Source organism: Streptomyces sp. NPDC048191 (assembly GCF_040652655.1).
In the GTDB taxonomy this organism is placed as follows: Bacteria; Actinomycetota; Actinomycetes; order Streptomycetales; family Streptomycetaceae; genus Streptomyces.
The window spans coordinates 1-20,089 of record NZ_JBEZMO010000033.1 but is presented as its reverse complement, the minus strand read 5'-3'; the positions used below and the strand labels follow the sequence as shown (position 1 = coordinate 20,089).

Annotated in this window: 17 protein-coding genes; 7 read left to right on the top strand and 10 right to left on the bottom strand. The window is 72.1% G+C overall.

Translation table 11 applies throughout. The features are described 5' to 3' along the window. Positions 1-118: 118 nt before the first annotated feature. On the bottom strand, positions 119-1,042 hold the full coding sequence (locus AB0D93_RS34845; RefSeq protein WP_362128469.1) for an LLM class F420-dependent oxidoreductase: 924 nt from the start codon (positions 1,040-1,042) through the stop codon (positions 119-121). Between the two features lie 184 nt (positions 1,043-1,226). Between AB0D93_RS34845 and AB0D93_RS34840 the strand changes: the two genes are divergently transcribed. After that, entirely contained in the window at positions 1,227-1,397 is a 171-nt protein-coding gene (locus AB0D93_RS34840) for a hypothetical protein (RefSeq protein WP_362128466.1), read from the top strand. A gap of 171 nt (positions 1,398-1,568) precedes the next feature. Here AB0D93_RS34840 and AB0D93_RS34835 read toward each other — a convergent pair whose 3' ends face one another. From AB0D93_RS34835 to AB0D93_RS34820, 4 genes are all read right to left on the bottom strand, one after another. Next, on the bottom strand, positions 1,569-2,114 hold the full coding sequence (locus AB0D93_RS34835) for a DUF6099 family protein (RefSeq protein WP_362128465.1): 546 nt from the start codon (positions 2,112-2,114) through the stop codon (positions 1,569-1,571). Positions 2,115-2,281: 167 nt separating this feature from the next. After that, entirely contained in the window at positions 2,282-2,662 is a 381-nt protein-coding gene (locus tag AB0D93_RS34830) for a nucleotide pyrophosphohydrolase (RefSeq protein ID WP_362128462.1), read from the bottom strand. Continuing rightward, complete coding sequence (locus tag AB0D93_RS34825) at positions 2,659-3,828, bottom strand: ATP-binding protein (RefSeq protein WP_362128459.1); 1,170 nt, start codon at positions 3,826-3,828, stop codon at positions 2,659-2,661. Before AB0D93_RS34825 ends, AB0D93_RS34830 begins: the two co-directional genes overlap by 4 nt. Before the next feature lie 442 nt (positions 3,829-4,270). Next, positions 4,271-4,660 (bottom strand): cell division protein SepF, encoded by a 390-nt coding sequence (locus tag AB0D93_RS34820; protein WP_362128456.1) that lies wholly within the window; start codon positions 4,658-4,660, stop codon positions 4,271-4,273. A gap of 279 nt (positions 4,661-4,939) precedes the next feature. On the opposite strand from AB0D93_RS34820, the gene AB0D93_RS34815 reads away from it, so the two are divergent. Then, positions 4,940-6,649 carry a hypothetical protein gene (locus AB0D93_RS34815; RefSeq protein ID WP_362128453.1) on the top strand — a complete coding sequence of 570 codons (1,710 nt, stop codon included), beginning with the start codon at positions 4,940-4,942 and terminating at the stop codon, positions 6,647-6,649. 38 nt (positions 6,650-6,687) lie between these two features. Here the strand turns inward: AB0D93_RS34815 and AB0D93_RS34810 are convergent, their stop codons facing one another. Then, positions 6,688-7,203: a YceI family protein gene (locus AB0D93_RS34810; protein ID WP_362128451.1), complete on the bottom strand. Its 516-nt coding sequence runs from the start codon at positions 7,201-7,203 to the stop codon at positions 6,688-6,690. Between the two features lie 136 nt (positions 7,204-7,339). Between AB0D93_RS34810 and AB0D93_RS34805 the strand changes: the two genes are divergently transcribed. The 4 genes from AB0D93_RS34805 (at position 7,340) to meaB (ending at position 12,920) form a co-directional block, all read left to right on the top strand. Next, complete coding sequence (locus AB0D93_RS34805; RefSeq protein ID WP_362128448.1) at positions 7,340-7,849, top strand: MarR family transcriptional regulator; 510 nt, start codon at positions 7,340-7,342, stop codon at positions 7,847-7,849. Between the two features lie 85 nt (positions 7,850-7,934). Beyond that, positions 7,935-9,734 carry a methylmalonyl-CoA mutase family protein gene (locus AB0D93_RS34800; protein ID WP_362128444.1) on the top strand — a complete coding sequence of 600 codons (1,800 nt, stop codon included), beginning with the start codon at positions 7,935-7,937 and terminating at the stop codon, positions 9,732-9,734. Further along, on the top strand, positions 9,734-11,908 hold the full coding sequence (gene scpA, locus AB0D93_RS34795; protein ID WP_362128441.1) for a methylmalonyl-CoA mutase: 2,175 nt from the start codon (positions 9,734-9,736) through the stop codon (positions 11,906-11,908). Before AB0D93_RS34800 ends, scpA begins: the two co-directional genes overlap by 1 nt. 7 nt (positions 11,909-11,915) lie before the next feature. Beyond that, complete coding sequence (meaB, locus tag AB0D93_RS34790; protein ID WP_362128438.1) at positions 11,916-12,920, top strand: methylmalonyl Co-A mutase-associated GTPase MeaB; 1,005 nt, start codon at positions 11,916-11,918, stop codon at positions 12,918-12,920. A gap of 225 nt (positions 12,921-13,145) precedes the next feature. Here meaB and AB0D93_RS34785 read toward each other — a convergent pair whose 3' ends face one another. The 3 genes from AB0D93_RS34785 to AB0D93_RS34775 form a co-directional block, all read right to left on the bottom strand. Then, positions 13,146-14,009: an alpha/beta hydrolase gene (locus tag AB0D93_RS34785; RefSeq protein ID WP_362128435.1), complete on the bottom strand. Its 864-nt coding sequence runs from the start codon at positions 14,007-14,009 to the stop codon at positions 13,146-13,148. Continuing rightward, positions 14,006-14,686, bottom strand: coding sequence for a TetR/AcrR family transcriptional regulator C-terminal domain-containing protein (locus AB0D93_RS34780; protein WP_362128432.1), 681 nt, complete (start codon positions 14,684-14,686; stop codon positions 14,006-14,008). Before AB0D93_RS34780 ends, AB0D93_RS34785 begins: the two co-directional genes overlap by 4 nt. Positions 14,687-14,761: 75 nt before the next feature. Beyond that, positions 14,762-15,913 (bottom strand): lactate 2-monooxygenase, encoded by a 1,152-nt coding sequence (locus AB0D93_RS34775; RefSeq protein ID WP_362128430.1) that lies wholly within the window; start codon positions 15,911-15,913, stop codon positions 14,762-14,764. A gap of 277 nt (positions 15,914-16,190) precedes the next feature. Here AB0D93_RS34775 and AB0D93_RS34770 point away from each other — a divergent pair, with 277 nt between their 5' ends. Then, complete coding sequence (locus tag AB0D93_RS34770; protein WP_362128427.1) at positions 16,191-16,682, top strand: DUF4142 domain-containing protein; 492 nt, start codon at positions 16,191-16,193, stop codon at positions 16,680-16,682. A 244-nt stretch (positions 16,683-16,926) separates the two neighbouring features. On the opposite strand, the gene AB0D93_RS34765 is transcribed toward AB0D93_RS34770, so the two are convergent. Beyond that, complete coding sequence (locus AB0D93_RS34765) at positions 16,927-19,992, bottom strand: condensation domain-containing protein (RefSeq protein ID WP_362128612.1); 3,066 nt, start codon at positions 19,990-19,992, stop codon at positions 16,927-16,929. Positions 19,993-20,089: the final 97 nt, after the last annotated feature.

The window sequence follows — 20,089 nt, the reverse complement described above, 5'->3', positions numbered from 1 at the left end:
TCGCCGGTTGCCGCCGCCCGACCTCCCCTTTCCACCGGCGACCGGACTCGGTCCGTCGGTGATTCCGTGTCCCGCCCGGTCCGGGGAGCCGGCGGGACACGGCCACCCGCCGTGCGTCCTACGACAGCTGCGACTGCACCTGGGCCGAGATCAGCTCCAGGTGGTCCAGGTCGTCGAGGTCCAGGACCTGCAGATAGATCCGCCGGGAGCCGATCCCCGCGTACCGGCCGATCTTGTCGACGACCTCGGCCGGGGAACCGGCCAGGCCGTTGGCCTTCAGCTCGTCCACCTCACGGCCGATCGCGGCGGCACGCCGGGCGACCTCCTGGTCGTCCCGGCCGACGCAGACCACGAGCGCGTTGGAGTACGTCAGCGCGTCCGCGCCGCGTCCGGCCTCCTCAGCGGCGGCACGCACCCGGCCGAACTGCCGCTCGCTGTCCTCGACCGAGGCGAAGGGGATGTTGAACTCGTCGGCGTACTGGGCGGCCAGCCGGGGCGTACGGATCGCACCGTGGCCGCCGATGAGCACCGGGATCTTCTTCTGGGCGGGCTTGGGCAGCGCGGGCGAGTCGGTCAGGTCGTAGAAGGCGCCGTGGAAGTCGAAGCCCTTGCCCACCTCCGTCGCCCACAGCCCGGTGACGATCGCGAGCTGCTCCTCCAGCCGGGCGAACCTCTCCTTCGGGAACGGGATGCCGTACGCCTTGTGCTCCTCCTCGAACCAGCCCGCGCCCAGGCCCAGCTCGACCCGGCCGCCGGACATCTGGTCGACCTGGGCGACCTGGATGGCGAGCACGCCCGGCAGCCGGAAGGTGCCGGCCGTCATCAGCGTCCCCAGGCGGATGCGCCTGGTCTCGCGGGCGAGGCCGGCCAGGGTGATCCAGGCGTCCGTGGGACCGGGCAGGCCGTCCACGCTGCCCATGCTGAGGTAGTGGTCCGAGCGGAAGAAGGCGTCGAAGCCGAGGTCCTCGGCGGCCTTCGCCACGGTGAGCAAGGTGTCGTAGGTGGCCCCCTGCTGGGGCTCGGTGAAGATTCGAAGGTCCATACATCCATCCTGCACGCCGCACGCCACGTCAACCTCGCCTGTACCGGCCAGCACGGCGATCCCCGGTCGGGTGAAAACCGCCTCCGGGCACGCCGGGCGCCGTGCGGGCCAGTGACCGGCCCCGGTGGTGATCGTTGGGCCGTCGGAGCCGGACGGTCCGGCGCCCTGCGCCGGGGAGGCCGTCATGTCCGAAGAATCCGGCTCCGCCGGTGAGCGAGTCGGCTCCGTCGGTCGGCCGAAGGGTTTGCTGGAGGAACTGGAGGAGCTGATGGCCGCGCTGAACGCGGATCTGTCGGCGCTGACCGGCCTGCGGGGCGGGGAACAGGGCCCAGCCGAAGAGGCCGACCTCGCCTGACGTGCGGTCCCGGAGACCGACCTGCCGTCCGGAGATCGACCTGCGGTCCCGGAGACCGACCTGCCGTCCCTGAGACCGACCTGCGGTCCCGGACCGACCTGCCGTCCCGGAGACCGACCTGCGGCCTTGGGCTGCCGCCTGCGCCCCCGCTTCGGCCGTGCGGCCTCGTCCTCACACGCCGGACGGGCTGTTCTGACTGCCGCTCGGGCTGTTCTGGCCGGTCTGGCTGGTCTGGCTGGTCTGGCTGGTCCGAGTGTCGTCCTCCTGTAACGTCTCCTCCCGCGCCGTCAGCTTGCGCAGCATCTCCAGGACGCGGTCACGGGACTCGTCGGCCGCGTCGATGGCCTCCATGCACTGCCAGTACGTCGCCTCGTCGGCGGCGGCGCTGGCGATGCCCACCAGGGCTATGCCGACCTCACCGAGCAGGCCCCCGAGGCAGACCAGGGTCTCGCGGGCGTCGTCCAGCTCGGTGAGCTGGGCGGCGCGCAGGTCGCCGAGGTCGAGCTCGGGAGGGTCCAGGACCCCGCAGCCCCGGCCCGCCAGCTCCGTCAGGCCGAGCGCCTCGCCGCGCAGCTCCGGCGGGCCGGACACCGCGAGCCGGCTGCCGATCGCCTGGGCCAGGGCCTGCGCCTGCCAGACCTCCGCCATGATCTCGCCCGCGTCGGCGCCGCCCGCCAGCGCACGCCTGCTCGTGAGGATGAGCCGTACCGCATCCATGCGTCGCCCCCGTCCCTCCGCGTGCTTCCGCGCACGCCCCGCTTGAACTCCCTTGTTCACTACCCAGAGTGAAGGTGTAGGAGGCGAAAAGCCAGAGGTAGACGGAAATCTGTGGACAACAATTCGGATTCGACAGGCGATTTGACTTCGGAGCGTGATAACGGAGTTCAGTCCTCCGGCAGTTGCCGGCGCTCGGGCGCGCCCCCTGCGCCGTTCTGCGCCCCCGGCACCGGGAACCGCTGTTCGTTGCGGTCGATCTTCGCGGCCAGGGCGGCCAGCGGGTCGATGCCCAGGACGTCGCAGAACTGCAGCAGATAGGCGAGGACATCGGCGACCTCGTCGGTGACCCGGTGCGCGGTGCCGGGGTCCTCCATCACCCGGCCTGACTCCTGTGGCGTCAACCACTGGAAGATCTCGACCAGTTCGGACGCCTCCACGCTCAGCGCGGCGACGAGGTTCTTGGGTGTGTGGTAGGGCTGCCAGTTCCGGGCGGCCGCGAACTCGGCGAGCCTGCGCTGGAGCCGGGCCAGGTCGAGAGGTTCCGTCACGCGTCCAGGTGTACCACTGTGACGCCCTCGGTCCCCGCGGCCCACGAGGCGTCGCTCACCGCGCCCACGCACCGGATGTGCCCGCGCTCGCCCATCCGGACGGCCGTCCGCAGCAACTCCCGGCGCTGGGCGGGGTCGAGGCCGCGGTCGAAACCGTCGGCGAGGACCGTGAGGGTGCGCAGGGCGTCGGGCACCTCGCCCGGGGCGTCCAGGTCCAGGACGCCCGGCCCGGTCAGCAGCACCAGCGCCAACGCGAGATAGCGCAGTTCTCCGTCGCCGAGCCGGGCCAGTTCGGTACCGAAGCCGTCGCCGCGGTCCAGCACCGCCCGTACCGTGCCGTCCTGCAGCGGTTCGGCGAGCAGGTCGGCCACCGGGCCGGCGCAGCCCGCGCGCACCGCCTCGACCAGCAGGCCGTGCCGGCGGCCGCACTCCGCGCGGGTGCGCCACAGGACGGCGGCGAGGTTGTCGCAGCCGGGCAGCAGCCGGCCGGAGCCGGTGGGGACGGGCACGCGCATGCACTCGGGGCGGGGGTCGCAGGGGAAGACGGAGCGCAGCGCGACCACCATCTGCTCGGCTGCGGCGAGCACCTGCCGCTGCCCGTCCGTCTTGCCCGCCACGCGCAGCGGCAGCAGAGCGGTGCCGAGGCGGTCGTCGGGGAGCGGGGCGCGGGTCACGGGGGCGGCACCCGCGGTGTGCCAGGCGGCCTGGACGGTCCGGCGACCGGGGTCGCGCAGCGCGGTCTGCAACAGGACGACCCCGCCCGCGGTCAGCCGCTCGCCCACGATCCTGAGGTCCGGTTCGGCCTGTACGGCGACGTCGAGACGGACCGGCCCCTCGACACCGTCGGCCGTGCACCCGATCCGGAAGCCGCGCCGCCCGCCGGCATCGGGGCGCGCCCGCTGCGGCACACAGGCGGCCGGGTCCGGGAACGCCTCGCGGAGTGAGGCGCCGCCACCGAGGCGGGCGAGCGCCTCGTACGCCGCGAGCGCGGTCGTCTTCCCCGCCCCGCTGGGCCCCGCGAACAAGGTGACGGGCCCGAGGGGGAATCCGGCGCGCCGGTGCCCGGCGAAGGCCGACAGCCGCAGCTCGGTGATCCGGGCACGCACATCGGTGGACTCGCGGGACTGCGTGGGAACGGTCGCGACGGACACGGAGGACACGGCCATGCCAGGGACGGTAGAACGCCCCCGCACCGAGGAACCGTTTTGTCCTTGCGCCGTTCCTACGATCGGGGGACGGACCGCCGACGCCGGGGACGAGCGGGCGGTCGGCGGGCCGCAACGGAACGGGATCCGTTCGCCGGCCGAACGCCGTACGCCCGCCCACCGCCGACGACGTGGTGCGCCACGGCCAGCCGAGCGCCGCCTCCCGGCACCACGGGGCCCGCCGCCCGCACGAAGCGGGAAGGCCCGGGCCCCCGCTCGTCCGCGAGACCGCGCCTCAGCCGCCCGGCGCGCCCACGGCGAGGATCCGGCCGTGCTCGCCGAGCCGAGGTGGGCCCGAACCGAGGCCGGCACGGGCCCGCGCCCGGACGCCGGAGGCACACGCTGCCGCAACCGGCGCCACGTTCGTGCCGAACGCGTCCGCTCGACCGCCGGAGGCGTCCGCTCAGCCGCCCGACACCCCCACGCCCTCCATCAGCCCGCTGACCTCGGTGCCGGGCGGGGTGAGGAGGAACACGTTGCGGTCGACCCGGTGCATGCCGCTGCCCAGGCCGAAGACCACACCCGTGCTGAAGTCGAGGACGCGCTTGGCGACCTCGCCCTCCGCGCTGGTGAGGTCGAGCAGGACCGGCACGCCGGCCATCAGGGTCTCGGCCACCTCCCGGGCGTCCGCGAAGACGTTGACCCGCAGCACCACGAACCGGCGCCGGGTCTCGGTCTCGGCGTCGGGCAGCGAGCGGTGGTTCACCGCGGACGGCCAGGCGTCCCGGCCCCGCAGCGGCACGACCTGGGCGAGCCCTTCCCACTGTTCATCGGTGACGTCGTAACGGCTCACCGGCTCCCCCTGATCTCACTCGCACTCCATGCCTGCACCAGCCAATTCTTACGCCAAGTCACCCGTTCGGCCCAACAGCGACACACTGCGCGACCGGTCGGGCGCCCCATCCCCCGGAGTGACCTGGGGCACATGTACGAATACGCCCGCTTCTTACCGCCCTCATACCGTTCTCTTCACGCCGGGCCACGTGTCGCTCATCCGCCCCCGATAGCGTCCGGTCCCGTGCACTTGGCAGAAACACAGCAGGTGACAGCCGGCCGGCGGACACAGTCGGCGGTGTCCGCCGTTCCGGTTGCCCGCGCGCAGCTCCACGAACCGCCCGCGCAGTGGCACCGCGTGCTGACGCTGCTCGCCGACGTCAGCCTGTTCATCGGCACGCGCGCGGTGTGGACGCAGGCCGCCACCCACAAGCTGGTCCTCGCGGGGGTCATCTCCCTGTGTTACGCCTCGATCCTGGTGACCGGCGTGCTCACGCTGACGGTCCGCCGGGCGCGCTCGCTGGCGCGTCTGGACGTGATCGTGCTCGTGACCGCGATCGCGCTCACCCTGTGCACCTGGGCGCTGAACCACGCGGGCGGCGACGAGGCGGTACTGACCACGCAGGCCGCGAAGCAGATCGTGCACGGGCACCAGGTGTACGACCAGCCGTGGCCGTGGCTCTTCCACATCAAGGGCGTCGCCCTGACGGCGACGACGACCGGCGGTTACGACTTCACGTACGGCTATCCCCCGCTCGCACCCCTGCTCACCGTGCCCTTCCTGTGGCTCGGCCACAACGGCGCCCCGGCGACGGCGGCGGTGACGGTCGTCCTGATCGCGGGCACGGTCCTGCTGTGGCGTCGGCTGCCGACTCCGTGGCGGTCCGCGGCCACGATGGTCTGCCTCGGTTTCAGTTTCCTGCCGATGTACGCCCGACAGGGCTATCCGGCGATCATCGGCCTGGTCCTGCTGATGCCGGTGGTGGTCTCCTGGCCGCGGCTCGGTGCCGGCGGGCGGCTGGGTCCGGCTGGGATCGCGCGGGCCGCGTGCATCGGGGCCGCGTGCGCGGCCCAGCAACTTCCCTGGTTCGTCACCCCGTTCCTGCTGGCGGGGATCTACGCGGTGCGCCGCGGTGAGATCGGCGGCCGGGAGGCCGCGCGCGTGGTGCTGCGGATCGCCGGGATCGCGGTCCTCACCTGGCTGCTGCTCAACGCGTACTTCATGGTGAGCGAGCCCGGCCCGTGGTTGCGGGGCATCGCCCTGCCGCTCACCCAGGGCGCGGTGCTGCACGGGCAGGGCCTGGTCGACATCTCGCTGTACTTCACCCACGGCAGCGACCGGCTCGACTGGTACGGCCACGCGAGCATGCTGCTCGCCGCGGCCCTGCTGGCGCTGTTCGTGCTGTTCGTACGGCGGCTGGGTCCGGCCGCGACCGTGCTGCCCTGGTGCGCCTTCTACCTGGCGACCCGCTCCCAGGACGGCTACTACCTGATGTACACGCCGCTGTGGCTGACCGCGGCGGTCACCGTGCCCCTGTCGGAGTTCAGGAACGCGTGGCAGCCGCGGCCGCGGTGGCTGACGGCCCGGCGCCGCCGGCCCGCGCTGGCGGCGGCCGTGGTGCTGCTGGTACTGCCCGCGCTGGTGAGCGCGACCCTGGCGGTGACGGGGAAGCCGCCGCTGCGGATGGACATCACCGCGGCCCGGCACGGCTCCAAGCACTCCCTGTCGACCCTGACCGTACGGGTCACCAACACCGGGAGCGACGCGCTGACCCCGCACTACATGCTGACGACGGGCCAGGGCATGAACCGGTACTGGTCGCTGGCGCACGGCCCGGCCACGATCCCCGCGCACGGCACGGCGACCCTCGTGCTGCGGGCACCCAAGGGCGGTTTCCCGCTGTCCGTGAAGAAGACCGCGCACCTGCGGCTGCGCGCCTTCACGGCGACCCCGCAGACGCTCTCCACGATCGACGTGAGCCGGGCCGAGCTGGGCATCAAGGACTGAGGCGCGAGGAGCCCGGCCGCAGGGGCCGAGCGCTCGGCTCAGTCCGCCGTACGGGTGAAGCGCAGCCCGGCGGTCACCGTGGTCAGGCCGCGGATCATGCCCAGCTGGTTCCAGCCCATGCCGAACTCGTCGCGGTCCACGGTGAACTCCGCGTCCAGGGTCAGCGCCTCGGCGCTCACTCCGGTCAGGCGCGCGGTGAAGGTGACGGGCCTGCTGATGCCCCGCACGGTCAGCTGACCGGTGACCCGCACGCCGTCGCCGTCGAGGAGCTCGGCGCCGCGGACGGCGAAGGTGATCTCCGGGTGGTTGTCGGCGTCGAAGAAGTCGGCCGAGCGCAGGTGGGTGTCCCGCTTGGCGTTCTTCGTGTCCAGGGAGGCCGCGCCCAGGGTCACCGTCCCGGCGGCCGAGCCGTCGGGCCGCACCTCGCCCTGCCCGCCGACGGCGGTGAACGTGCCCTTCACGTTCACCAGGCCCCACATGGTCCGGTGGCTCAGCCCCACGGTGGACGCGGCCGGGTCGAGCTGCCAGGTGCCTGTCTGCACGGCGACGGTCATGGTCGTACTCCCGAGAAGAGTGGTTCAAATTTGGATGACTTCAGCACGCTAGCGCGTCATCCAAATTTGGACAACCCGCTTTCCCAAACCGGAACATCTTTCTCATCCAAAATTGGACAACGGTTAGACTCGACGCATGTCCGCCTCCGACGCCCGCCCCGCCGACCAGTTCGAATGCCCCGCGGCGGGCAGCGGGCTGCTGCCCGACGAGCTGCGTGCGTGGATGGTCCTGCTGGCCGCCACGGGCGCCGTGGAACAGCGCCTGCGGTCGGTGGTGAAGGAGACCCTCGACGTCTCCCACGACGAGTTCCTGATCCTGTGCCTGCTGGCCGAACAGCCCCGCACCGGCCTGCGCATGACCCAGATCGCCGAGCTCCTCGGCCGCCCCAAGACCCGGCTCACCTACCAGATCGCCTGCCTCCAGCGGGCCGGTCTAGTGGCGCGCACGTCCGTCTGCGGCGACAAGCGCGGTGTACAGGTGGCCCTCACCGACAAGGCACGCGACCTGCTCGGCGAGACCTCCACCCTGCTGGCCGGAACCGTCCGGCAGGCCCTCGCCGACTCCATGGGACCCGATCAGCGGGCCGCCATGGGCGCGCTCGTACCGGAGCCGCCGGACCCGGACGGCACCTCTTCCGGCGGCTGAGCGGCGCAGGTCACACGCGCAAGTGGAGAAACCTCACAGCCCTTTGTTTACTCCCGCTTCAGCGCGCTGCCCTAGAGTCCGAGCCATGACGGTCCTGCCTGACGACGGGCTCTCACTGGCCGCCGAGTTCCCTGACGCGACGCACGAGCAGTGGCAACGCCTGGTCGAGGGCGTGCTGCGCAAGTCGGGCAAGGAAGTCTCGGGCGCGGCAGCTGAGGACGCCCTGTCCACGACGCTGGAGGACGGGCTGCGCACCCGGCCCCTCTACACCGCGCGCGACGACGCGCCCGACCCCGGTCTGCCGGGCTTCGCCCCGTACGTACGCGGCAGCCGCCCCGAGGGCAACACCGCGGGCGGCTGGGACGTACGGCAGCGGCACACCGCCCGCACGGAGCACGCCGTCCTGGCCGACCTGGAGAACGGCGGCACCTCTCTGTGGCTGGTGCTGGGCGAGGGCGGCATCCCGGTCGCCGAGCTGGGCCCGGCGCTGGAGGGCGTGTACCTCGACCTGGCCGCGGTCGTGCTGGACGCGGGCCGGGACACCGAGGAGGCCGCCGAGGCGCTGCTGCGGCTGTACGCCGACAAGGGCGTGGACGCCGCGGCCGCACGCGGCAACCTGGGCGGCGACCCGCTGGGCCACGAGGCCCGCACCGGCACCGCCCTGGACTTCGCGCCGTACGCCGCCCTGGCCGCGCGCTGCGCCGAGCGGTACCCGGGCCTGCGCGCCCTCACCGTGGACGCGCTGCCGTACCACGAGGCGGGCGGCTCGGCCGCGCAGGAGCTGGGCGCCTCGCTCGCCACCGGTGTGGCTTATCTCCGCGACCTCACCGAGGCGGGGCTGAGCATCGAACAGGCCGCCGCGCAGCTGGAGTTCCGCTACGCCGCCACCGCCGACCAGTTCCTCACCGTCGCCAAGCTGCGCGCCGCGCGCCGGCTGTGGTCCCGGGTCGCCGAGGTCTGCGGGGCCCCGGGCGCCCAGGTGCAGCACGCGGTGACCTCACCGGTGATGATGGCCCGCCGCGACCCGTGGGTGAACATGCTCCGCACGACGGTCGCGACGCTCGCCGCCGGGGTCGGCGGCGCCGACTCGGTGACCGTCCTGCCGTTCGACCACGCGCTCGGCCTGCCCGACGCGTTCGCCCGCCGGATCGCCCGCAACACCTCCACGATCCTCATCGAGGAGTCGCACCTGGCCCGGGTCATCGACCCGGCGGGCGGCTCCTGGTACGTGGAGCGGCTCACCGACGAACTCGCCGGTGCCGCCTGGGAGTTCTTCCGGACCATCGAGCGCGACGGCGGCCAGGCGGCCGTGCTGCGCTCCGGCCGGCTGCGCACGGACCTCGCGACGACCTGGGCGGAGCGCTCCAAGAAGCTCGCCAAGCGGCGCGAACCCATCACCGGCGTCAGCGAGTTCCCGCTGCTGACCGAGAAGCCGGTGGAGCGCGAACCCGCGCCCGAGCCGCCGTCCGGCGGTCTGCCCCGGGTGCGCCGCGACGAGGCGTACGAGGAGCTGCGCGCCCGCTCCGACGCCCACCTCGCGGCGACCGGCGCCCGCCCCCGGATCTTCCTCGCCACGCTCGGCCCGGCCGCCGCGTACACCGCGCGCGCCACCTTCGCCGCCAACCTCTTCCAGGCGGGCGGCATCGAGCCGGTCACCGAGGGCGGCTTCGAGGACAGCGGCGCCACCGAGGCCGTGCTGTGCTCCAGCGACGCGCTCTACGCCGAACAGGCCGAGCAGGCCGCCGAGTCGCTGCGCGCCGCGGGCGCCCGGCACGTGTTCCTCGCGGGCCGGGGCGACCACGCCGGCATCGACTCGTACGTCTTCGCGGGCTGCGACGCAGTGGACGTATTGTCCGCGACCCTCGACCGCATGGGAGTGTCCTGATGGGAATCCCCGACTTCTCCGGCATCGAGCTGGGGACACCGGTCGCCGACGGCGGTGCCGATCAGTGGCGTGCGGCCGTCGCGGCGGCGACCGGCAGCGAAGAGCCGCTGTGGGAGACCCCGGAGGGCATCGGGGTCAAGCCGCTCTACACCGGCCGTGACCTGGAGGGCCTGGACTTCCTGGGTACCTACCCGGGCATCGCGCCGTATCTGCGCGGCCCGTACCCGACCATGTACGTCAACCAGCCCTGGACGATCCGCCAGTACGCGGGCTTCTCCACCGCCGAGGAGTCCAACGCGTTCTACCGGCGCAACCTGGCCGCCGGCCAGAAGGGTCTGTCGGTCGCCTTCGACCTGCCCACGCACCGGGGGTACGACAGCGACCACCCGCGTGTGACCGGTGACGTCGGTATGGCGGGCGTGGCCATCGACTCGATCTACGACATGCGCCAGCTGTTCGACGGCATCCCGCTGGACAGGATGACCGTGTCGATGACGATGAACGGCGCCGTGCTGCCGGTGCTGGCGCTGTACATCGTGGCGGCGGAGGAACAGGGCGTACCGCCCGAGAAGCTGGCCGGGACCATTCAGAACGACATTCTGAAGGAGTTCATGGTCCGCAACACCTACATCTATCCGCCGAAGCCGTCGATGCGGATCATCTCGGACATCTTCGCGTACACCTCGCAGAGGATGCCGCGCTACAACTCCATCTCCATCTCCGGCTACCACATCCAGGAGGCGGGCGCGACGGCCGACCTGGAGCTGGCGTACACGCTCGCGGACGGTGTCGAGTACATCCGCGCGGGACGTGAAGCCGGCCTGGACGTCGACGCGTTCGCACCGCGGCTGTCCTTCTTCTGGGCGATCGGCATGAACTTCTTCATGGAGATCGCCAAGCTGCGCGCGGCCCGGCTGCTGTGGGCCAAGCTGGTCTCGCAGTTCGAGCCGAAGAACACCAAGTCCCTGTCGCTGCGCACCCATTCACAGACCTCGGGCTGGTCACTGACCGCGCAGGACGTCTTCAACAACGTCACGCGTACGGCCGTGGAGGCGATGGCGGCGACCCAGGGACACACCCAGTCGCTGCACACCAACGCCCTGGACGAGGCGCTCGCGCTGCCGACCGACTTCTCGGCGCGCATCGCCCGCAACACCCAGCTGCTCATCCAGCAGGAGTCCGGCACCACCCGGGTCATCGACCCGTGGGGCGGCAGCGCGTACGTGGAGAGGCTGACGTACGACCTCGCCCGCAAGGCCTGGGCGCACATCCAGGAGGTCGAGCAGGCGGGCGGCATGGCGCAGGCCATCGACGCCGGCATCCCGAAGCTGCGCGTGGAGGAGGCGGCCGCGCGCACGCAGGCCCGCATCGACTCCGGCCGGCAGCCGGTGATCGGCGTCAACAAGTACCGCGTCGACAGCGACGAGCAGATCGAGGTCCTCAAGGTCGACAACTCCTCGGTGCGCGCCCAGCAGATCGACAAGCTGCGGCGGCTGCGGGAGGAGCGGGACGAGCAGGCGTGCCGGGACGCCCTGGACGCGCTCACCCGGGCCGCCGACGGCACGGAGAACCTGCTGGAGCTGGCCGTGCACGCGGCCCGCGCCAAGGCGACGGTCGGCGAGATCTCGGACGCCCTGGAGAAGGTGTACGGCCGGCACGCGAGCCAGATCCGTACCATTTCCGGCGTGTACCGCAACGAAGCAGGCCAGTCCCCGTCGGTGGACCGCACCCGTGCCCTGGTGGACGCCTTCGAGGAGGCCGAGGGGCGCAGGCCGCGCATCCTGGTCGCCAAGATGGGCCAGGACGGTCACGACCGCGGCCAGAAGGTGATCGCGACCGGCTTCGCCGACCTCGGCTTCGACGTCGACGTCGGTCCGCTGTTCCAGACGCCGGAGGAGGTCGCCCGGCAGGCGGTCGAGGCGGACGTGCACGTGGTCGGCGTGTCCTCGCTGGCGGCGGGCCATCTGACCCTCGTCCCGGCGCTGCGCGAGAAGCTCGCCGAGGAGGGCCGCGAGGACATCATGATCGTGGTCGGCGGGGTGATCCCGCCGCAGGACGTGCCGACGCTGCTGGAGATGGGCGCCGTGGCCGTGTTCGGGCCCGGGACGGTGATCCCGGACGCGGCGCACGACCTGGTGCGGCGGCTGTCGGCCGACCTCGGCCACGACCTGTAGAGCCGCGATGGCTGCGATCGATCTCGACACGTATGTGAAGGGTGTGCTCGACGGGAAGCGGGCCCTGGTGGCCCGCGCCATCACGCTCGTCGAGTCCACCCGGCCGCAACACCGGTCGCTGGCACAGGAGTTGCTCACCGAGCTGCTCCCGCACAGCGGCCGGGCGCGGCGGATCGGCATCAGCGGGGTGCCGGGTGTCGGCAAGTCGACGTTCATCGACGCGTTCGGCACCCTGCTGACCTCGCTGGGGCACCGGGTGGCGGTCCTCGCGGTCGACCCGTCCTCGACCCGCACCGGCGGCTCGATCCTCGGCGACAAGACGCGCATGGAACGCCTGGCGGTCGACCCGGACGCCTTCGTACGACCCTCCCCCAGCGCGGGCACGCTGGGCGGGGTCGCGAAGGCCACGCGGGAGTCGATGGTCGTGATGGAGGCGGCGGGCTACGACGTGATCCTCGTGGAGACCGTCGGCGTGGGCCAGTCGGAGACCGCGGTCGCCGACATGGTCGACTCCTTCCTCCTGCTGACCCTGGCCCGCACCGGTGACCAGCTGCAGGGCATCAAGAAGGGCGTCCTGGAGCTGGCCGACGTGATCGCCGTCAACAAGGCGGACGGCCCGCACGAACGCGACGCGCGGGCGGCGGCACGGGAGCTGGCGGGCGCGCTCCGGCTGATGCACGGCAAGGAGGCGTTCTGGACTCCGCCCGTGCTCAGTTGCAGCGCCCGGGAGTCAACCGGCCTCGAACCGGTCTGGGAGCGCCTCGAACAGCACCGGGCGCTGCTCGACTCGACTGGCCGGCTTTCGGCCAAGCGGCGCGATCAGCAGGTCGGCTGGACGTGGGCGATGGTCCGGGACGAACTGCTGGGCCGGCTGTACGCCGACCCCGCGGTGCGGGAGACGGCTCCGCTGCTCGAACAGCAGGTCAGGGACGGCGCGTTGACGGCGACGCTGGCGGCGGAACGGATCCTGGCGGCGTTCGAGGGACGTACGACTCCCCCGTCCGGGGCCTGAGCCGGCCGTCGGGCCCGCCGCGCTCACGAACGCGACGGGCCACCCCAACCCGAGCAGCGGCGCGGCCCATCACCCGCGCAAAGACCCGGCACCCTCGATGACCACGCCCCCGGCCGGTGCCCTCCGGCGCGTGCACGGCCGCGCGACGACGGCGGACGGCCGAGCACGTGCAGGTGATGCTCGTTCCACCGCGCGGCGATGCCCCGACGCCCCGCACCGTGGCTCCTACGGCCGTCCGTCTCCCGCACCCCGGCCGGCGAGGAAGGTGACCAGTGCCGCGGCCGTTTCCTCCGGTGCCTCGATCTGCGGGTAGTGGCCGACGCCGTCCAGCACGGTGAACGTGGCGTGCGGGCGTCGCCGGCGCAGGCGCTCCAGGACGTGGGCCCCGCTGACGGGGTCTTCGGGGCCCCAGACGAACAGCAGCGGGCCCTCGTACTGTTCCAGGGACCCGGTCCAGCGGTGGAAGTGGACACGGCGGTCGTCGATGTAACGGAGCAGACGCGGGGCCAGGTGATGGCCCCGCGCACGGACGACGGACGTCCACATGTCGTGCAGAAGCGCGTCCGTGACGGGCCTGGCCAGGACGCTGCGCAGGTTCGCCGTGAACCTCTTCTCGTCGGTGAGCCGGGCCAGCAGCGGGCCGACCCGGCTGTGCAGGAGGCGCTGCGCCGGGATCGGGCGGTGCAGGTCGGCGTAGAGGCCGCCGTTCAGCAGGGCGGTGCGGGTGATACGGCCGGGATCGCGGGCCAGCAGCTCCTGGGCGACGGAGACACCGTAGTCGTGGGCGACCAGCGCGGTCTCGCCGGTCTCCAGGTGCTTCCAGACCGCCTCGACCAGGTCGGCCTGCTCATGGATGGAGTAGCGGTGGTGGCGCGGCTTGTCGCTCTGCCCGAACCCGAGCAGATCGAGGGTGGTCACCCGGCAGCCGGCCGCCACCAGGTGCGGGACGGTCATCGCCCAGTCGTGGGAGGAGGTGGGGAAGCCGTGCACCAGCGTCACGGGTGTGCCCGCACCGTCCTGGCGTACGAACAGGCGGTGCCCGTTCAGCTCGATGGTGGTGCCGCCGGCGATCCAGTCGGCGAGAGTCATCGGGGGTCTCCGATCCCGTGGAGCAGGGCGTTCAGACCGAAGGCGAACTCCTGGTCGCCGTCGGGGAGGTTGAGCGGTTCGGCCAGCTCCCGCACCACCGGGTACTGCGGCAGCCCGGCGAACAGTTCCGTCATCGCGGTGCGTTCCCCGGCGCTGCGCGCCGCACCGCCGGTGCCCAGCAACGCCGTGCCGATGACGAAGTGGGCGACGGTCAGATAGATCTGGACCGCCTGCGCCGGCTCCCACCCGGCCCGGATCAACAGTCCGAGCCCGGTCTCCCGGGCCCGCAGCGCGTTGGGCCCCAGCAGCTGCCCCATGGTCAGCAGCGGTACGACCGCGGGATGCGCGAGCAGGATCCGCCTGAACTCCCGGGCGCCCTCTTCCAGATCGGCCCGCCACCCCCGGCCCGTCTCCCGCGGTACGCCCTCGCCCAGCACATGGTCGACCAGTTCCACCAGCAGTTCGTCCCGGCTGGCCACATGCCGGTACAGCGAGGTGTGCCGGACCCCCATCTCCTCGGCCACCCTGCGCATGGTGAGCGCCGCGAGCCCTTCGGCGTCCACGATCTCCAGTGCCACCTGGGTGATCCGGTTCAGCTCCAGCCCGCCGGCCCGCGGCCGCTGCCGCTCCCGCGCCGCGTAGCGCGCCCGCCACCACGCCGCGGATCCCGCCCTCATACCGTCCACGCGAGGGCCCGGGAGAGGACACGAGGAGGGCTCGCTCCGCCAGCCACGGCCGGCGGAACGCCCTGATCAGCCATCGAGCAGATCCCGTCCGACGTCGGCGAGCGTGGACCGGCCGGCCAGGGCGAGGGTGAGCTCGAGCTCGGCCATCAGGCAGCGCAGCACGTGCCGTACACCGTCCTCGCCGGCCAGGCCCAGCCCGTAGGCGTAGGGGCGGCCGATCATGACGGCTCGCGCGCCGAGCGCCAGGGCCTTGGCCACGTCGGCGCCCGAGCGGATCCCCGAGTCGAACAGGACGGTGATCCGTGAGCCGACCGCGGAGGCGATCGCGGGCAGCGCCTCGAGGGAGGCGATCGCCCCGTCCACCTGGCGGCCGCCGTGGTTGGAGACCACGATCCCGTCCATGCCCGCGTCCACGGCGCGGCGGGCGTCGTCGAGGTGCTGGATGCCCTTGAGTACGATCGGGCCGTCCCACTCCTGCCGCAGCCACGCCAGGTCATCCCAGGTCAGGCTGGGATTGCCGAAGTTGGCGACCCAGTGCAGCAGCGCCCGGTCCCGGTTGACGTCGGTGACCGGCCCGCCGATCGCCTTGTGGAAGACCGGATCGCTCCAGTAGTTCTGCACGCCGATCCCCTGGAGGAACGGCAGATAGGCCTGGTCGAGGTCGCGTGGCCGCCAGGCCATGGAGAAGGTGTCGAGGGTGACGACCAGGGCGCTGTAGCCCGACTCCTTGGCCCGCTGCACGAAACTGGCGGCCAGTTCGCGGTCCTTCGGCCAGTAGAGCTGGAACCAGCGCGGCCCGGCCTCGGCGGCGACCTCCTCCAGGGCGGTCGAGGCGGCCGTCGAGAGCGTCATCGTGACACCGAGGGCCTTGGCCGCGCGGGCCACGGCGAGCTCACCGTCCGGGTGGAGGATCCGCAGCACCCCGACCGGGCCCACGATGACCGGGGCGGGCATCTCCGTCCCGAGGACGGTGGTCGAGAGATCGCGGTCGGCGACGTCCCGGAGCATGCGCGGCACGATCTTCCACCGGTCGAACGCGGCGAGGTTGGCCCTGGCCGTCCGCTCGGCCCCGGCAGCCCCCGCCACATACCCGTGGGCCTGCGGAGTCAGCCGCTCCCGCGCCACCTCCTCCAGGCGGTGGAGATCGGTCGGAAGCTCCGGGACGACCCCACCGAGGCCGCCCAGGTAGATCTCGTTCTGGAAATCTGCAAGGGACAAGAGGGCTCCTTGGGCTCCCTGGGCACGACCGACGAGCAGGACACCGCCACTATGCGTCCACTGGACGCATAGCACAAGACTGCTGCTGCGGCCCCGTCAGAGCCGGGTTGCCGATCAACTCAACCGGGTGAACCATGACATAGGTGCGTTTCTCACCCTGAGAGCAATGAGGATGGGGGGTTTGTCGAGGCTTGCGCGTGCGAGCTCTGGAGGACTCATGTACACGACCCGATCCCGTGCCCGTTCCGCCGCCGTCTGCGCCGCCACCCTCTGCGTCATGGGTAGCACGTCGCTGCCGGCTCTCGCTGCGTCGTCGCCGTCGCCCTCGCCGCCGGTCTCCAGCCTGGACAGGCAGCTCCTGGCCGCGGCCCACCAGGGCAACCTGTGGGAGATCGCGACCGGCCGGCAAGCCCAGAGCGCCGCGACCACCGCCTGTGTGAAGCGGGTCGGTGCCACCTTCGTCCGCGACCACCGCACGCTGGACGCCGGTGTCGTCAAGACCGCGAAACAGCTGGGCGTGGCCCTGCCGTCCGGGCAGACGGCCGCGCAGCTGAAGCAGACCGCCACCCTCAAGTCCCTCGCGGGAACGCCCGCGTACGACACCGCGTGGCTCAAGGCGCAGTACCCCGCGCACACGCAGACCCTCGCGCTCATCGACAAGGAGATCACCTCGGGCACCAACCCGCTCGTGAAGTCCCTGGCCAAGAGCGCACGCCCGGTGGTCGCACACCACACCCGGATGGTCAACAACGGCGTCTGCCACGCGTAGACGACCACCGGCCCGCGGGCGTGACCGTGACCTCACCCCGCCGATGCGCCCCTTCGCGAGGGCGACAAGCCCGCCAGCGCACACCTGACACGCAGGGGGAGGGCCGACCGCCTGCCTGGCGTCCCTCGGGTACGAGGTGGACGCCATCGACTTCGCCGACAGCGCCCCCTCCCGGGCCCGTACCGAACACGCGGACCCGGAGGGGGTGCGCCGGCTCTGCCTGGACATCGAGCGCGACGACCCGTCAGGCGGGCATGGCGCCGTAGCCGCCGAATTCGGCGAGGAGGCGGTAGCGCTCCTCCGGTGACAGGAAGTCGACCCTGGCGGTGGGCAGGTCCGGCTGGGCAACCATGTTCTGCAGGAGGCGGTCCAGCCGCGCGAGATACAGTTCGGCCTCCGCCGGGGCGAACGCGTCGGTGCGGTAGCCCAGACGCAGGGTCAGCCGGGCGCCCGGGATCACGGACAGGGCGAGCGGGTAGTGCGTCGCGTCCGTGCCCGCGACGCCGACCAGTTTCAGCCCCTTGGCAGGGGATTCCCAGGTCGAGGCGTCCAGCGGGTAGCTCTCGAAGACCATCGTGGTGTCGAAGAGATCCCGGCTGCCGACTTGCCGCTGCACCTCGGACAGGCCCAGGTGGTGGTGCTCCATCAAGGCCGCCTGCTCCTCCTGGAGCCGCTTCAGCAGCCCGGCCACCGGCTCGTCGTCACGCAGTCGTACGCGGACGGGGAGGGTGTTGATGAAGAGGCCGACCATGCGCTCGACGCCGGGCAGCTCCGGCGGGCGGCCGGAGACCGTCATACCGAAGACGACGTCCTGTCGACCGGTCATACGGCTCAGCAGCAGACCCCACGCCGCTTGCACCAGCGTGTTCATGGTGACGCCCTGCCGCCGGGCGAACTCGGCGATCCTCGCCGTCTGCTCCTCCGGCAGCTCGCCGGCGAGCTGCCCCGGCAGTACGGGGGCCCGGTCGGCGACCTGGGGGGCGACGAGGGTCGGGCCGTCGAGCCCGGCAAGGGCGGAGGCCCATGCGGTGCGGGCCGCGTCGCGGTCCTGGGCGGTGAGCCAGGCCAGGTAGTCGCGGTACGGGGTGACCTTCGGCAGCCGGGAGTCGTCGCCACCGGTGCCGTAGAGGGAGAGCAGCTCACCGATGAGCACGGATGCCGACCAGCCGTCCCACACGATGTGATGGTTCGTCAGCAGCAGGCGGTGGCGGTCGGCACCGAGCCGGATCAGCGTCAGCCGCAGCAGTGGCGGACGGGCGAGGTCGAACTTCCGCCGCCGGACCTCGTCCGCGATGCGGCAGGCCTCCGCCTCCCGCTCGGCATCGCCGAGGTCGGAGAGGTCCGTCTCGGTCCAGTCCAGTGGGACGGTGCGCCGGACGATCTGCACGGGGCGCTCGAGGCCGTCGTGATGGAAGCCGACGCGCAGGTTGGCGTGCCGGGCCAGCAGCCGCTCGCCCGCGGCCTTCAGCGCGGCGGCGTCCAGCGGCCCCTCGAAGTCGAAGGTGATCTGTGCCGTGTAGACGTCGGTGTCCGCCTCCTCCAGGATCGCGTGGAAGAGAAAGCCCTCCTGCAACGGCGCCAGCGGCAGGACGTCGTCGAGACCGGTCACGGCGGCCTCGCACGCCTCGATCTGGTCCTGGGTGAGGTCGACGAGCGCCAGGTCGGAGGGGGTGTGGCCGCCGGCCCCACCGGTTTCGACGCCGGTGGCCAGGCCGTGCAGGGCCGCGCTCCACAGCTCGGCCAGCTCGCGCACGTCGTCCTCCGCCAGCACACCGCCGGCCCAGGACCAGGTGGCCTCCAGCACCGGCCCGCCGGCCAGGTCGTGCGTGATCGCGTTGATCTCCAGCGCGTGCTTGAGTGGCATGCCCGCGTCGGCACCACCGCCCATGCCACCCGTTCCGGGCAGGACCTCCCAGTCCTGACGGTCGCCGGTGCCCATGCGGCCGAGGTAGTTGAAGGCGATCTGCGGACTGCCGTACGAGGCGAGTTCCGGGGCGGTCTTCGGGTTGAGATACCGCAGCAGGCCGTAGCCCAGACCGTTGTCAGGGACGCGGCGCACCTGCTCCTTGACCCGCTTCACCAAGCCACCGACCACGGGGTCACCCGACACCACGGCATCCCAGGCCACCGCACCCGGCTCCAGACGGACAGGATGCACACTCGTGAACCAGCCGACCGTACGGGATAGTTCCGCACCCGCCAGCTCCTCACGGCCATGACCCTCCAGATCCACCAGAACACCCGGCACATCCACGCCACGCACCTCACGCCAGCGCGACACCGCCAGGGCCAGAGCCGTCAGCAGCACATCATTGACCCTGCCGTGGAACGCCGCCGGCACACGCGTCAGCAACGCCTCCGTCACCTCCGCCGGCAGAGTGACTCCGGCCTGGCGAGCCGTGGCCACGGTGTCGACGGTCGCGTCCAGCGGACGGCTGCCGAGCACCGGCTCGTCGTCCGTGCGTACCGTCTCCTGCCACAGGGCCAGTTCGGCTGTGCGTTCGGGCCGGGTGGCCTCCTGCGTGAGCATCCTGGACCAGGTACGGAAGCTGGTCCCCACCGGCTCCAGCTCCACCGGCCGACCGGCCTGCACCGCCGACCACGCGGCGGCGAGATCGGGCAGCACGATCCGCCACGACACACCATCCACCGCCAGGTGATGCACGACCAGCAGCAACCGGCCCGGCACCCCACGGCCCCGGTCCAGCCACACCACCCGCAGCATCCGGCCCTCAGCCGGAGCAAGCCCCTCACGGGCCACCACCGCCTGCCCGGCCGTCAGTTCCTCCACAGCCGCATCGTCCAGGCCCGCCGCGTCGACCCGCGTCACACACGCATCCACCGCCACCGACCCCGCAGGCCCCACCTCCAGACCCCACTCACCCGCATCACCGACGGCCAGCCGCAGACGCAGCGCGTCGTGGTGATCCACCACGGCCCGCACCGCACCCGTCAACGACTCCACCGACACATCCGCCGGGACCTGCACCACCACCGACTGGTGGAAACCGTCGACAGGACCGCCGAGTTCGGCCAGTGCCGCGATGACAGGGCTGAGGGGCACCTGGCCCACTCCGGCACCGGCCCCCTCGACGGGCCCGCTCTCCCCGCCCGCGTCACGGGCGAGGGTGGCAAGGGACTCGGGTGTCTGATGGGAGAACACCTCACGCGGAGTGAACACCAGACCCGCCCGACGCGCCCGCGCCACCAACTGAATCGCCATGATGCTGTCACCACCACGATCGAAGAACGAATCCTCCACCCCGACCCGGTCCAGACCCAGCACCTCCGCGAACAAGCCGCACAACACCACCTCACGGACCGAGCCCGGCTCACGCCCCGACCCACCGCCCGCATAGTCCGGCGCCGGCAACGCACGCTTGTCGACCTTCCCATTCGCCGTCAAC